The sequence below is a fragment of the Streptomyces sp. H27-H1 genome, assembly GCF_026627445.1.
In the GTDB taxonomy this organism is placed as follows: domain Bacteria; phylum Actinomycetota; class Actinomycetes; order Streptomycetales; family Streptomycetaceae; genus Streptomyces.
Genome location: NZ_JAPNLJ010000008.1, coordinates 133,073 through 146,690 on the forward strand (window position 1 = coordinate 133,073; position 13,618 = coordinate 146,690).

General features: G+C 72.9%; 9 protein-coding genes and 2 pseudogenes. 5 read left to right on the forward strand and 6 right to left on the reverse strand.

What is annotated here, in order from left to right; genetic code table 11:
- Positions 1-97: 97 nt before the first annotated feature.
- A pseudogene (locus OTB20_RS11260) lies at positions 98-1,333 on the reverse strand (PucR family transcriptional regulator); the annotation flags it as partial.
- 311 nt (positions 1,334-1,644) lie between these two features.
- Here OTB20_RS11260 and OTB20_RS11265 point away from each other — a divergent pair.
- The 5 genes from OTB20_RS11265 to OTB20_RS11285 all read left to right on the forward strand — a co-directional run bounded on the left by OTB20_RS11265 (position 1,645) and on the right by OTB20_RS11285 (position 7,295).
- Positions 1,645-2,742 carry a hypothetical protein gene (locus tag OTB20_RS11265; RefSeq protein WP_267816907.1) on the forward strand — a complete coding sequence of 366 codons (1,098 nt, stop codon included), beginning with the start codon at positions 1,645-1,647 and terminating at the stop codon, positions 2,740-2,742.
- Complete coding sequence (locus OTB20_RS11270; protein WP_267816909.1) at positions 2,739-4,190, forward strand: NADH-quinone oxidoreductase subunit NuoF family protein; 1,452 nt, start codon at positions 2,739-2,741, stop codon at positions 4,188-4,190. The genes OTB20_RS11265 and OTB20_RS11270 overlap by 4 nt, the downstream gene beginning before the upstream one ends.
- Positions 4,191-4,326: 136 nt before the next feature.
- Positions 4,327-5,337, forward strand: a complete 1,011-nt coding sequence (locus tag OTB20_RS11275; protein WP_267816911.1) for an SCO0930 family lipoprotein — start codon at positions 4,327-4,329, stop codon at positions 5,335-5,337.
- A gap of 6 nt (positions 5,338-5,343) precedes the next feature.
- The gene (locus OTB20_RS11280; protein ID WP_267816913.1) at positions 5,344-5,814 is read left to right on the forward strand and encodes a hypothetical protein; all 471 of its coding nucleotides are present in this window, start codon (positions 5,344-5,346) and stop codon (positions 5,812-5,814) included.
- A gap of 137 nt (positions 5,815-5,951) precedes the next feature.
- Positions 5,952-7,295, forward strand: a complete 1,344-nt coding sequence (locus OTB20_RS11285; RefSeq protein ID WP_267817125.1) for a radical SAM protein — start codon at positions 5,952-5,954, stop codon at positions 7,293-7,295.
- A gap of 15 nt (positions 7,296-7,310) precedes the next feature.
- Here the strand turns inward: OTB20_RS11285 and OTB20_RS11290 are convergent, their stop codons facing one another.
- The 5 genes and pseudogenes from OTB20_RS11290 to OTB20_RS42405 all read right to left on the reverse strand — a co-directional run.
- Positions 7,311-10,733, reverse strand: coding sequence for a molybdopterin-dependent oxidoreductase (locus OTB20_RS11290; protein ID WP_267816915.1), 3,423 nt, complete (start codon positions 10,731-10,733; stop codon positions 7,311-7,313).
- A gap of 153 nt (positions 10,734-10,886) precedes the next feature.
- Complete coding sequence (locus OTB20_RS11295) at positions 10,887-11,819, reverse strand: ABC transporter permease (RefSeq protein WP_267816917.1); 933 nt, start codon at positions 11,817-11,819, stop codon at positions 10,887-10,889.
- Positions 11,816-12,706, reverse strand: a complete 891-nt coding sequence (locus tag OTB20_RS11300) for an ABC transporter ATP-binding protein (RefSeq protein WP_267816918.1) — start codon at positions 12,704-12,706, stop codon at positions 11,816-11,818. The genes OTB20_RS11295 and OTB20_RS11300 overlap by 4 nt, the downstream gene beginning before the upstream one ends.
- Positions 12,703-13,092, reverse strand: coding sequence for a GntR family transcriptional regulator (locus OTB20_RS11305; RefSeq protein ID WP_267816919.1), 390 nt, complete (start codon positions 13,090-13,092; stop codon positions 12,703-12,705). Before OTB20_RS11305 ends, OTB20_RS11300 begins: the two co-directional genes overlap by 4 nt.
- A gap of 110 nt (positions 13,093-13,202) precedes the next feature.
- Positions 13,203-13,532, reverse strand: a pseudogene (locus OTB20_RS42405) (phosphotransferase); the annotation flags it as partial.
- Positions 13,533-13,618 lie beyond the last annotated feature (86 nt).

Genomic DNA, 13,618 nt, shown 5'->3' on the forward strand with positions numbered 1-13,618 from the left:
AGGGGCGGAACTCGTCGCTCACCAGGCGCGCCCGGCGGCTGCTTCGGACCGGCCGCAGCCGTACCTGGGCCATCAACCGGCGGCTGCGCAGCGCCAGTTCCAGTTCGAAGCGGGTGCGCGGATCCCGCAGGCCCGGCCCGAAGAGCTTCTCCAGCTGGCGCATCCGGTAGCGGACCGTCTGCGGGTGCACGCTCAGCGCCTTGGCCGCCTCGGGTGCTCCGCCGCCCTCCAGCCAGGCGAGCAGGGTCACTTCGAGCCGCTCGCTCTGGCGCGGGGTCAGGTCCGCCAGCGGCCGCAGCCAGCGTGCGGCGAGTGCGTGGGCCAGCGGCTCGTCCTGGAGCAGCAGCAGCGTGGAGAGGTGGTCGTCCACGAAGACGGTCCGGGCGTCCGACCCGGACCGGGCCTGCGCCGGGACCAGCGCGAGCAGGCGTACCGCCCAGCGCAGGGAGGAAGCGGTGTCACCGGGGGCCACGGGGTGGCCGACCACGGCGAGGCGGCCGCGCAGGACTCCGTCCAGGGCGGCACGGTCCTCCGGGTCGGCGGTGGGCACGAGCAGGCACGGCTGGCCCGCGACCATTCCGCCGAGGCAGTCGTCGAGGAGGGCCGCGAGCTGCTGGGTCTCGCCCGGCGAGGCCAGGGCGACCGCCCGTACGGCTACGGGGAGCGGCCATCCGGCCGGGCCGGCCAGTTCGGCGAGTGCCGGTTCACGGTGCGGGGCGTCACCTGTGAGCAGGGCGAAGAGCTCGCGCCGGGCATGGTCGCGGACCGAGCCCAAACGCTGTAGGGGCACAGCTTGGAGAGGTGGCAACTCCCCGTCCCGGAAGGCCGTGTGGGGGTGTGAGTGCGGGTGCGGCCGGGCGTGCTCGGCCTCGAGGTCCGCGGCGGTGGTGGCCGTGGGGGTCGGGGCGGGGCCGGGGCCGGACCGGGTCTGCGCGGGGAGGCCCGGCGGTTCCTGTCCGTGGGCTCGGTGAGCTCCATGAGCTCCGCGGGCCGCACGGGTTCCGTCGGGGCCCTCAGGGCCGTCGGTCCCCGCGCACCCGGCGCCGCCGGCGCCCTCGCGGTAGCCGAGGCCGGTGAGCAGGGCCCCCTCCAGCTTCCGTCTGACCACCTCGTCGCCGATGTCCTCGACGAGCGCCGAGAATCCGGGCACGGTCTCCCGTAGTTCTTCCACCATCCCCGCTGCCAACGTGGGCAGTTCCTTGCGCAGGACGCGGGTCCACTCGCCGCGGGGGCGGGACCAGATGCGGTTCAGAAGTTCGCACATTGTTACCTCGTTCAAGCCGGGGTATGGCCTGCCCCGTGGGACGGTGGCAGGCCCGCAGTCCCGCGGCATCGGCTCGATCGCCGTCGGGGAGGTACGGCGGCGGATCAGGCGTGGACCCCGTCGCAACCGCACCACTGGAAGGGAATCTTCCGGGGATGTTCGATGCGATGGCTGTGCGAGGGCCAGAAATTATCACGTTTCGATAAATCCCGTGGAGGGCTTGCATACCTCCACGATGCTTCTGCACTCCGGCCCCCGCTCCCGGCCGGCCCGGTGGGCCAGGCGCCCATCTCCCGCCCGCCGAGGAGTGGTTACGACGTCGACCCCGGGGCGCCGAGCGCGAGGTGGAAGTGCTCGGGCCCGGCCGTATGGGAGACAACATGCCATCGCCCCAGCCCCGCATGCCCGGACGCTCGCACCGGGACCGCCGTAGGAGAGGCCGTACCCGGCGCCACGCCGGGGCGGCATTCGCACCCTCGTCCCCGGCGGCGTCCACACCGGCGGCGCCGGCCGCCCCCGGCCGGCGGGCGATGCGGCGCCCGCCGTTGCTGTCCGCCGCCGGGGGGCCGCACCCCGCGGCCCTGGCCGCCGCGGCCCTGGCGGCGGCCGCCGCCCTGCTCGTGGCGGCCCGCGCCGGCGCACTGACCCGTCTGTGGGACTTCCTCGACTACGCGGCCGGCGTCCTCTCTCTGGTCTCGCTCACCGGAGCCGTCCTGTGGGGCCTGGCGGCCACCGACCGCAGACTGCTCGCCTCCGGGCACCGGCTCGTCGCCCAAGCCGTGCACCGCGGCCTCGCCGTCGCCGGACTCGGCTTCCTCGCCCTGCACGTGTGGATCAAGGTCGGGCGGTCCCGGACCGACGTCGCCGCCGTGGTCCTGCCCTTCACCGACGGCCAACGGCCCCTGCTCATCGGCCTCGGCAGCCTGGCCGGCTACGTGTTCGTCGCCGTGGCCGTCTCCGGGGCCGTCCGCGGCGCCTTCGCCACGCGAGGCCGGTCGCTGTGGTGGCGGGCCCTGCACATGGGCGCGTACCCCGCCTGGGGGGCCTCGCTCGTTCACGGGCTCAAGTCCGGTCGGCCCGCCAGCGGTTGGGTGACGACCGGGTACGCCCTGTGCCTCCTCGGAGTCGCGGGCCTGCTGGCACTGCGGCTGCGCGCGAAGCTCCGTACGCTCGCCGCCGCGCAACCGCGTACGAGACCCGGTACGCAGCTGCGCGCGGGCCCCGCGCGGCCGCCCGGGGCGCCGGCCGCGCCGCCGCCCCCCGCCCCGGCGCACGCGCCGGCCGTACCGCCCCGGCTGCCGGGTCAGGCGCCGCCGCACAGGCCTGCCCCCTTCGTGCGCAGGCCTGCGGAGTGGGCGGCGGAGCTGCTGACCGCGCGCCTGACCCGGCAGCCGGGCCCCATGGTGTTCCCCGGTCCTGCGGAGCGGGCCGCGGAGCCGTCCGCCGGGCCGCTCGACGGCGTAGGGAGCGGACGGTGAACGGCCCGGCGACCCGGCCCGCCCTCGGCTGCGTGGGAGGACCCCGGCTGCTGGCCGGACTCGACTCAGTCGAACGGCTGGACCGGGCCGGCCATCTGAGCGTGCACGGGGCGCTGCCCCGCTACCCCGCCGAGGAGCTGATCGAACTGGCCGAAGGCATCGCCCTGGGCGGGCGCGGGGGAGCGGGCTTCCCGTTCGCCCGCAAACTCCGGGCCGTCATCCGGTCCGCGAGGGGACAGGACGGACGGTGCGCCGTGGTCGTCAACGGCACCGAGGGCGAGCCGAGTTGCCTGAAGGACGCCGCCCTGCTCCTCTACGTACCGCACCTCGTACTCGACGGCGCCCTGGTGGCCGCAGCCGCACTCGGCGCCGAGGACGTGGTCGTCGGCGTCACCCGGCCCGACGTGGAGCGCTCGCTCACCGAGGCCGTCGCCGAACGGGGCCCGTCCGGGCGGCGCGTCCGCGTCGTCCGCCTCCCCGAACGCTTCGTCACGGGCGAGGGAAGCGCCCTGGTGAACGGCCTGGACGGCGGGCCCGCCGTGCCCTCCGGACACCGGACGCGGACCAGCGAACGGGGCCTCGGCGGCCTGCCCACCCTGCTGTCCAACGCCGAGACGTACGCACAGCTCGCCGTCGCCGCCCGGCTCGGCGCCCCCGCGTACGGCACGGCAGGTCTGCCCGACGAACCCGGTACGACCCTGCTCACCGTCGCCGGCACGACGGTCGTCGAGGTACCCCTGGGCACGTCCCTGGAATACGTACTGGACCTGTGCGGCACGGTGCCCGGGCAGGGTGTGCTCATCGGAGGGTTCCACGGCCGCTGGCTGGGTCCGGAGGCGGCGCGCGAGGCCCTGCTGTCCAGGAAGTCCCTGGCCGCGTACGGCGCGGTACTGGGCGCAGGCGCGGTGCTGCCGCTGCCCGAGGACACCTGCCCGGCCGGTGAGGTGGCCCGGGTCACCCGCTGGCTGGCGGGGGAGTCGGCGGGCCAGTGCGGTCCGTGCGTACGGGGCCTGCCCTCGCTCGCCGACGCCGTGGAGCGGCTCGTGGCCGGCGGGGGCGGGGCGGCCCTCGACGCGGTGCAGGCCCGGATGCGGGGAGTACGCGGCCGGGGAGCCTGCTCCCACCCGGACGGCACGTCCTCGTTCGTGGCCTCCGCGCTCACCGCCTTCCCCGAGGAGTTTCGCGGCCACGCGCTCGGCAGCGGTTGCGGCCGCCGGGTGCTGGGAGCCCTGCCGCTGCCCGAGGACGAGAGCCCCGAACGGCTCGTCGTGGACTGGACGCTGTGCAAGGGCCACGGCCTGTGCGTGGACCTGCTGCCCGATGTGGTGCGGCTCGACGAGGACGGCTATCCGGCACAAGGAGTCATGCCGGTCCCCGGCCCGCTGCGGCCGAAAGCACTGCGCGCGGTGCGCCGTTGCCCCGCACTCGCACTCCGCATCCAGGCATGAGTTCATGCTTTGGCGTGATCTGACAAATTCCCGCACGATCGAATACGCCGGACCCCGCAGACCTTATGAATATCCCGACGGAAGCACGCCGGAGGGAAACCGAAGGCGCGCCGGACGGAATCCGAAGGAGAGAACCATGGGCAACAGGAGCCGGGCGACCACGGCCGCCGCAGGGTCGGTGCTGACGGTACTTCTGCTCGCGTCGGGATGCGGCAGCGGCGAAGGCGGCGCCCGTACGGTGACCCTCGGGGCGGCCGGAGCGCAGCAGGCGGCGGGCCACGGGTCCGGGGACGGTGAGGGCTACGGCGCGGGGTCGGATACGGACGCCGAGGAGGGCTCGGGCCCGGACTCCGCGGCCGGGGACCTGGACCCGGCCGGCCGACTGTCGGTCCGGCAGGTCCCCGAGGTCGGCGGTGTGGTCACGGACGCGGCCGGAGCAGCGCTCTACCGGTTCGACAAGGACAGCGCCCAGCCGCCCCGCTCGACCTGCGAGGACGCCTGCGCCGACCTCTGGCCCGCGGTGCCGGCGGACGGGGCCCAGGTACCGGCAGGCATCGACGAGGGGCTGCTCGGCTCTGTCGACCGGCCCGACGGCACCCGCCAGCTCACGCTCGCGGGGTGGCCCGTGTACCGCTACGCGAAGGACACCCGGACCGGTGAGGCGAAGGGCGAGGGCGTCGGCGGCACCTGGCACGCGCTGGCGGCGGACGGGGGCAGGGCGGCGGACGGAAAGAAGGGAGACGACGGACAGGCGGAGGAAGGAGAAACGGAAAGCGGAAAGTTGTCCGCGCCGCTCTCCGCCGTGTACGACGCGAAACTCGGAAAACTCATGGTGGACGCCCGCGGAAACACCCTCTACCGATTCGACAAGGACAGCGCCTGGCCGATGGAATTCGGCTGCCTGGAGGACTGCCTCAACACCTGGAAACCTGCCGCACCCGCGGAAGGCCAGAAGGCCGCCGGAATTCCCGCCGGGCTGGTCGGCTCCGTGGAACGACCCGACGGCACCCGCCAATTGACGATCGACTGCTGGCCGGTCTACCTCTTCACCGGAGACACCGCACCGGGTCAGACCAACGGCCACGGCGCCCAGGGCCTCTGGTTCGCCGTGAACCCAGCAGGCAAGAAGATCCCGGCGGCGGGCTGACCGGCCGTGCCGGACACGCAAGAGGGGAAGCCCCGGGCAGCAACCGGTCCCGTAGCCGGGGCCCGTCGCCGGCCGCGTCGCGCCGTCGCCCTGCTCGCCGCCCTCCTGCTCGCGGGCTGCGCGGGATGCGAGGGCGCAGGCAGTGCGGCCTCCCCGCCGCCCCCCGCCCCCGAACCGCTGGACCGGATCGCGGCCGCCCTGGGCTGCAGCCCCGAGGTGACCGTCGACGCGCAGGAGCTGCGGGAGGGGGCCTGCGCGGTGGGCGCGCAGGCCTTCCGGCTGGCCACCTTCAGCACGGCGGAGGGTCGCTCCGCATGGCTGTCGGAGTCCCGGCAGTACGGCGGCACCTACCTCGTCGGAGAACGCTGGATCATCACGGCGCCCTCGGCGGACGCCCTGACCACGGCCCGGGCCCGCCTCGGCGGGACCGTGGACGCGCCGGCCGGCCACACCCACGGCGCCCATCCCTCCCCATAGCGCCGGCCGACTCCCCGAGGAGGCGCTGCGCCGGGGCCGGCCCGCCCTCATTAGAGTGAGATCAGTGCTGAGCCGCGCGGAACGCCAAAGGGGGCGGGCTGTCGAGCGCCCGGCAGGAGTCTGGAATGGAGTCGCAGATGGAGAATCCGAGCCGTACCGCGCTGATCGAGGACCTGATGGGGCGCTTCCCGCACGTGCCCAGGGAAGCCGTGATCAAGGAAGACCTCCTGCGGGGCGGCATGGCCTTCGACGAGTCCGCGCTCAGCGGGACCGCCGACGGGGGTTCGGGCGACGTCAAGCCGAAGTCCTACTTCATCTTCTCCTTCGACCACCGCACCCTCCCGGAGCTCGGAGCCGCCGCTCTGAACCGGCCGCCCGAGGAGATCGTGCTCACCGGCGGCTCCTACGACCTGCGCCGCACCGTGGTCTCGGTACGGGTGAACCCGGACTCCCCGTACGTGGTGCGGGGTGGTGAGGACGGCGCGCTCGGCCTGTACCTGGACGGCGTACGGATCGCGGACGTGGGCCTGCCTCCGATGCCGGAGTACTACCGGCACACGCTGTCGAACGGCAAGTCGGTGATGGAGGTCGCGCCGACCATCCAGTGGGGCTACCTCATCTATCTGACGGTCTTCCGGGTGTGCCAGTACTTCGGCGCCAAGGAGGAATGCCAGTTCTGCGACATCAACCACAACTGGCGCCAGCACAAGGCGGCCGGCCGCCCCTACACCGGTGTGAAGCCGGTCGAGGAGGTGCTCGAGGCGCTGGAGATCATCGACCGGTACGACACGGCGGGGATCTCCCGGGCCTACACCCTCACGGGAGGCTCGATCACCTCCCAGGTCGGCGGCCGAGACGAGGCCGACTTCTACGGGCAGTACGCGAAGGCCATCGAGGAGCGGTTCCCCGGCCGCTGGACCGGCAAGGTCGTCGCCCAGGCCCTGCCCCGCGACGCCGTGCAGCGCTTCCACGACTACGGCATCAAGATCTACCACCCCAACTTCGAGGTGTGGGACGAGCGGCTGTTCCAGCTCCACTGCCCGGGCAAGGAGCGCTACGTCGGCCGTGCCGAATGGCACCGCAGGATCCTGGAATCCACCGAGGTGTTCGGCCCGCGCAACGTGATTCCGAACTTCGTGGCGGGCATCGAGATGGCCGAGCCCTTCGGGTTCACCAAGGTGAGCGAGGCGATCGCCTCGACCCAGGAGGGCCTGCGGTTCTTCATGTCGCACGGAGTCGTTCCGCGTTTCACCACCTGGTGCCCGGAGCCGACGACCCCGCTGGGCAAGGCCAATCCGCTGGGCGCACCCCTCGAGTACCACGTCCGGCTTCTGGAGACCTACCGGGCGACGCTCGAGGAGTTCGGTCTGAGCTCCCCGCCCGGCTACGGCCCGGCCGGCCCGGGGCGCGCGGTGTTCTCCGTCAGCTCCTTCATGGACAGCCTGGAAGGGCTGGAGGAGAAGGAGGAGAACCTCTCCTGACGGGGACCGGCGGGCCTACAGGTCGAGGACCAGGTCCGAGGTCGGCAGCGACTGGCAGGTGAGGACGTCGGTGTCGGGCAGGTCCTCCGAGGGGGTCACGAGGTGGGCCGCCGTGCCCCCCAGCACGGTGCAGGCGCAGCTCTCGCACTGCCCGACCCGGCAGCCGCTCGGCATGGCGACCCCGGCCGCTTCGCCGAGGGCGAGGAGCGGGCCGTCGTTCTTGCGCCAGGTGGCGCTGCGTCCGGACCGCGCGAAGGTGACGGTGTACTCGGCGTCGTCGGGAACGGTCACCTCCTGCCGGGCCGGGCGGAACTTCTCGCTGAACACCTCGAAGCGCGGGACTCCGCGCGCGGTCAGTGCGCCGGTGAGGGCGTCGAGCATGGGCTGCGGACCGCACATGTAGAAGCGGGCGCGGCGGCCGAGGAGTCCGGGGTCGATGTCGTCGACCGTGATGAACCCGGCGCGGTCGTAGTCGCGGCCCGGTACGTCACCCGTACCGGGGGCGGCGTAGTGGTCGACGACCGTCAGCGCCGGTATGCGGGCGGCCAGTTCGCGCAGCCGGTCCCGGAAGGGATGGTCGGCCGAGTTGTTGTTTCCGTAGTGCAGGACGACCTCGGGGACGGTGCCGCCGGTGGCCGCGAGCGTTTCGAGGTAGCTCAGGAACGGGGTGATGCCGATGCCGCCGGCGAGGAGCACGACGGGGTTGTCCGTGTGCGTGGGTATCGCGAACACGCCTCCCGGGCTCGCCAGGTGGAGCCGGTCGCCGACCCGGAGTTCCTCGTGGACCCGGGTGGAGAAGGCTCCGCCGGGGATGTGGCGCACGGCGAGCCGGTAGTCGGTGCGGCCGGCCGCGAGGGCCGGGCCGGTCAGGGAGTAGCTGCGGCCGTCCGACGGGTCCTGGACGCTGCCGTCCGGGTGCTCGGCGCGCACCGTCAGGTGCTGGCCGGGCCGGTAGTCCGGCAGGGCTCCGCCGTCCTGCGGGACGAGCCGCAGGCCCCGGATGCCGGGGCTCACCTCGGTGACAGCGGTGACGGTGAAGGGGCGGGTTCCGGTCCAGGCGCCGTCGCCGGGTACGGGGCTGATCCGGCAGGCCGCGGACCGCAGGGGTGCGGAGCCGCTGAGCGGGTCGGTATCGGTGTGGTCGACCAGCCGGTTGAAGTTGCTGCCCGACTGGCTGGCCGGGTCGGCGCCGGGGAGGGCGAGGTCGATGGCGTCCTGCCACCAGCCGTACTCGCCGACGACGACGGAGGGGTGCAGCGATTCGTCGAAGCGGGCGCGCAGCCGGATCGAGCCGAGGCGCGTGGCGAGCTCCACCCACTGGCCTTCGCCGATGCCGTGGGCGGCGGCGGTCCGGGGGTGCAGGTCCACCGAGGGGTCGGTGGCCCGGCGGCGCAGCGTGGTCAGTGACCGCTGCTGGCTGTGGACGAAGTACCCGTGCTTGGCGCAGGTCAGCACGAGCGGGTATGCGGCGTTCGTGGGCGCGGGGTCGTGGTGCTCGGGCACGGCGGGGTATCCGTGCTCCAGCAGCCGCTCGGAGTACAGCTCGACGCGCCGGGTGGGCGTGGCGAAGCCGGCCACCGCGTCGCCGTCGCCCGCTACAAGGGCGGCGTACTTGCGGTAGCGCTCCTCGCGGGGCACCCGGACGCCACCCGGCCGGCCGCGCAGCTCTTCGACGGTCAGGCCCAGGGGTTCGAGCTGCCAGTTCCAGGCGGCCTCGATGTCCCCGTCGAAGAACTCCGCCCCCATGCCCAGGCGGCAGGCGAGATCGAAGACGAACTCGGTGTCGCTGCGCGAATCGCCCTGCGGCTCGACCATCCGGGGCCGGAGCTGGACCTGCTCCTGGGCCCGGTGGCCGACCTCGAAGCCGAAGCGCAGGGCTTCGTGCTCGTAGGCGCTGTTGACCGGCAGGACGAGGTCGGCGCTGGTGCTGGTCGGGTTGTGGAAGAGGTCGAGGTGGACCTGGAAGTCGAGCGCTCCCAGCGCCCGCGCGGTGCGGTCGGAGTCGGGCTGGGAGACGACCAGGTTGGACCCGAAGCCGATCAGGGCGCGGACGGGGTACGGGCGGCCCGTCTCGATGGCGGTGCACAGGTCGCCGGAGTTGATGTAGCCGGAGGCGGGCGGGCCCAGCGGGTGCTTGTCGAGGCCGAGGGCCTTGGCGCGCTGTTCGGGAGCGAACTGCGCCAGGGAGGTCGCCGGGTTGTAGGGCGGGGCGGGTACGACGTGGTTGCCGCCCCGGGTGTCGTAGGAACCGGTCAGCGCGTAGAGAGTGGCCAGTGCCCGTTCGGTCTGCGCGGCGTTCGCACTCTGCCCCACTCCGGTCCACCCGTAGTAGGTGACCGCGGGAGCGGCTGCGATCTCCGCGGCGAGTGCACGGACCTCCCGCTCGGGGATCCACGTGGTGGCGGCCACCCGGTCCGGCGGCCAGTCCGCACAGGCGGCGGCGTACCGCTCGAAGGCGGGCACGCAGTCGATCACCGATCCGTCATGGAGGGTGACTGCCTGGGTGCCGTGCAGCGCGAAACGCTCGGGGCGCACGGCGGCGCGGGCGGTGTCGTAAACCTCGGCCCGGCCGGTCTCCTCGTCGAAGACGGCGAAGCCCGAAGCGCCCACGCCCTCGTACGCGCCGGGGAGCTCCCGCGCGCGCAGGAACCGCCCGGTGTCGGCGCGGACCAGGAGAGGGGCGTTGGTCCAGGCGCGGACGAAGGCCGCGTCGTAGCCCTCGTCGGCGATGAGCAGGTGGGCCAGCCCGAGGGCGAGCGCGGCGTCGGTGCCGGGCCGCACCCGCAGCCAGTGGTCGGCCCGCAGCGCGCTCGTGGAGCGGCGCGGGTCCACGACCGCGAGCTTCGTGCCGGCCGCCTGGGCGGCGGAGAGGGCGGCGGACTGGGCGAGCCAGGTCTTGGCCGGGTTGAAGCCCCACAGCAGGGCCAGGTCGGCGTTCGCGTAGTCGGGCGGCGGGATCGGCGAGCCGAAGGTGAAGGCGTGCGCGAAGTCCTTGTGCCAGTTGCAGATCTCCGCGCTGTACACCGTGTTCGGGCTGCCGAAGCGCCGTACGAACCGCTCGATCCACTCGGTGGCGTCCGACACCATGGTCCCCGAAGGCGTGGCCACGGCGAAGGCCACCGACTCGGGACCGCTCTCCGCGGCGATCGCCCCGATCTCCTCGGCGATCTCTTCCATCGCCTCGTCCCAGGAAATGGGCACCCAGCCCGGGTCCGGGTCCGATTTGGGGTTGGTCCGGCGCAGCGGGGTGGTCAGCCGCCGCGTGCTGTGCGCGATCTCGGGGGCAGCGCGGCCCTTGGGGCACATCGCCGTGCCGGTCGGATGGTCGGGGTCCGGGCGCACGCCGGTGAGTCGGCCGTCCTCGATGGTGAAGATCGCGCCGCAGCGCGACTTGCAGAGGGTGCAGAAACCCCTCTTCTCTTCGGACACGACGGACACGACGTCCTCCTGGCTCGCGGACCTCTTTCCATTGGACAGCCGTAGAACGGTTGTGAACAGCGGCGATGGTCTTGACCGGGGGTGCCGACGGCCCGGCCGGAGCAGGACCTGAGTCCTGACCCGGCCGGGTCGCCCTGCCCGGCGGGGTCGCGCTCACGGGTGCCGTTTGTGCACCAGTCGGAAGGCGGCACAGAGGACGGCGGCAGCCGCGGCCAGGAGGATCGAGGTCTCGATGAGCTGGGTCGGCCAGTAGTGCGAGGCCGGGTGGAAGTCGGCGTACAGGGAGGCGACGTCCGCGTCGGGGCGGCAGGCTCCCGTGGCCCGCGCCTGCGGAATGCAGAAGTACTGGGACAGGCGCTCACCCGTGGTGGTGAGGAGCCCGGCGTCCATCCGCAGGGCTGAGGGCGGCAGCAATGACTCCGGATCGCCGGGGAAGGACCTGGTGACGGTCTCCACGGAAAGGAACGACCACCGCAGCGCGCGGAGGATCAGCAGCACCAGACCCGTGAGGACCCCGGTGACCGCCATGGCGACCAGGGTCCGCCGGACCAGCTGTCCGATGAGGGCGCCGAGGGCCACGCCGAGCAGGCAGTAGGCGACGAGCACCGTCCCACTGCTCTCATACGCACCGAGGTCGCCCCAGCGCAGCCCGTACGTGTCGGAAACCCGGAGCCAGCCCAGACGGTAGATGCCGACGAGGGCGAGCGAAGCGAGGACGGCGACCGTGGCCGCCACCGCGACCTTCGCGCCGAGCCAGCCCTTCGCCGTCGTCGACTGGGTGAGGGCGAGCCGCCAGGTCCCGCTCTCCAGCTCGCGAGCGACCAACGGGCCGGCGACGAATGCACCCACCAGCGCCGGGAAGAACACCAGGCTCTTGGTCGCGGACTGCATGAATCCCCGGAGCAGGTCGTATCCGGGGGTCATGACCGGCCGGTGCATCTCGTCGTAGGTCGGGTACGCGCTCCACACGGAGAGCGCGACCATCACGACGAGGCCCACGGCCAAGAGGGCGGGCACCGCCCACAGCACGCGGCGGTGCTGGCGGACCGTGACCCAGTAGGGGCCCTTCAACGTCAGCGCGCTCATGTCCGCACCGCCTCGGTGGTCTCCGCGTCCGCGTCCGCGTCGAACGGCGGTGCGTCGGGCGCGCGCAGATGGGCGAGCAAGAGTTCCTCCAGGGACGGATGGGACGTCTGCCAGGTGAGGCTGTCCACGGGGCCCCGTGGGCGTACGAGCGCCGTGAGCTGACGGCCCGTCGTGCGGGCCTCGACGACGGTGTGCGCGGAGAGTTCGCCGTGGGCGGCGGCGGGGCCGGTGAGCAGCAGATGGGCCGCGCCGACCTCGTCGATCGGGCCGGAGAGGCGGATCCGGCCGCGGTCGACGAGCAGGAGGTGGTCGCAGGAACCCTCGAGCTCGGTGAGGATGTGCGAGGACATCAGCACGGAGGTGCCGTTCTCGGCGGCGTCGGCCATGAGCGTGCCCATGAGCTGGTGCCGGGCGAGCGGGTCGAGGTCGGCCATCGGCTCGTCCAGCAGGAGCAGGCCGGGGCGCTTGCCGAGGGCCAGGGCCAGGGCGACCCGGGTGCGCTGCCCGCCCGAGAGCGTACGGATCTTCGCGCGCGGGTCGAGTCCGCCCGCCTCCACGATGCGCTCCGCCGTCTTCGAGTCCCAGCGCCCGGGGTTGAGCTCGAGGCCCGACCGCAGGGTCTCGCCGACGGTGAGCTGCGGGTAGAGCGGCTTGTCCTGGCCCACGAACGCCAACTGCTCGCGCGGCGCCGTGCGCAAGGTGCCCTCTGTCGGGGACATGAGCCCCGCCGCGAGGGCCAACAGGCTCGATTTTCCCGCCCCGTTGGGCCCTACGAGTGCAGAGATCCGGCCCTCGGGCAGCCGGAAGGAGCAGTCGCGCAGCGCCCAGGTTCCCCGGCGTCCGTAGCGCAGGCCGAGGCCCTCCGCCTCGATCACGGTGTGCGTCATTCGTTTTCGTCCCCCTTGAAGTGCTCTTCCATTACGGCCGAGAAGAGTGCGACCGCGTCGTCCCGTTCCATCCCGTCCTCCCGGGCCCGCCGCGCCCAGTCGGCGAGTTCGGCGCGCAGCGGGGATTCTGCCGGTGTGCCGCCCAAGGACTTCCGGATGAAGGTGCCGAGCCCCCGCTTCGCCTCGACGAGCCCTTCGCGCTCCAGTTCCCGGTAGGCCTTGAGGACGGTGTTCGGGTTGATGGCGGTGGCCTCGACGACCTCGCGCGCGGTCGGCAGCTTGTCGCCCGGCTCCAACAGCCCCAGGCGCAGAGCCTGTTTGGTTTGCTGGACGATCTGCATGTACGTGGCGATGCCGCTGCGCCGGTCGATGCGGTATTCCAGCACGACAACAGCACCCTTTCACTAGGCAAGTAGTGAAAGGGTGGACTGAGGAAGGGAGGCATGTCAACCCATCAGTCCTCTGGGCCAGTTGTCGGGACAGGTGCCGGGTCGGCTCAGCCGATGAGCGCCTCGGTGATCTGGCGGGTGGTCTGCGCCGCGAGGACGGGGTCGACGGCGGGGTGCCAGGTGTAGGCGCCCAGGGCAGTGGCCAAGGCCCAGCCGCGACCGCGGGCCCATGTGGCGTCGTCCACGCCGAGTGCGCTGCGGAAGACTGCCCGGCCGGAGGCCGACAGCAGGGTGAAGGCAATGGTCAGGTCGCAGGCAGGGTCGCCGATCCCGAGCCCGCCGGAGTCGATGACCGCGCTGAGGCGGCCGTGGACGGTGAGGAGGTTGCCGGTGTGGAAGTCCCCGTGGAACCAGACCGGAGGCCGGTCCCAGCCGGGTCGAGGAGGCGTAGGGGCAGCCCCGTCCACGGAGGGAACTGCGCGTCGACCAGGCGTCTGACCAGAGGCCCGTCGATGACCGGACT

Coding starts and splice junctions, on each gene's coding strand:
- OTB20_RS11285 (WP_267817125.1), top strand. CDS start 5,952: ATGGAGAATCCGAGCCGTACCGCGCTGATCGAGGACCTGATGGGGCGC.
- OTB20_RS11275 (WP_267816911.1), top strand. CDS start 4,327: ATGGGCAACAGGAGCCGGGCGACCACGGCCGCCGCAGGGTCGGTGCTG.
- OTB20_RS11295 (WP_267816917.1), bottom strand. CDS start 11,819: ATGAGCGCGCTGACGTTGAAGGGCCCCTACTGGGTCACGGTCCGCCAG.
- OTB20_RS11265 (WP_267816907.1), top strand. CDS start 1,645: ATGCCATCGCCCCAGCCCCGCATGCCCGGACGCTCGCACCGGGACCGC.
- OTB20_RS11300 (WP_267816918.1), bottom strand. CDS start 12,706: ATGACGCACACCGTGATCGAGGCGGAGGGCCTCGGCCTGCGCTACGGA.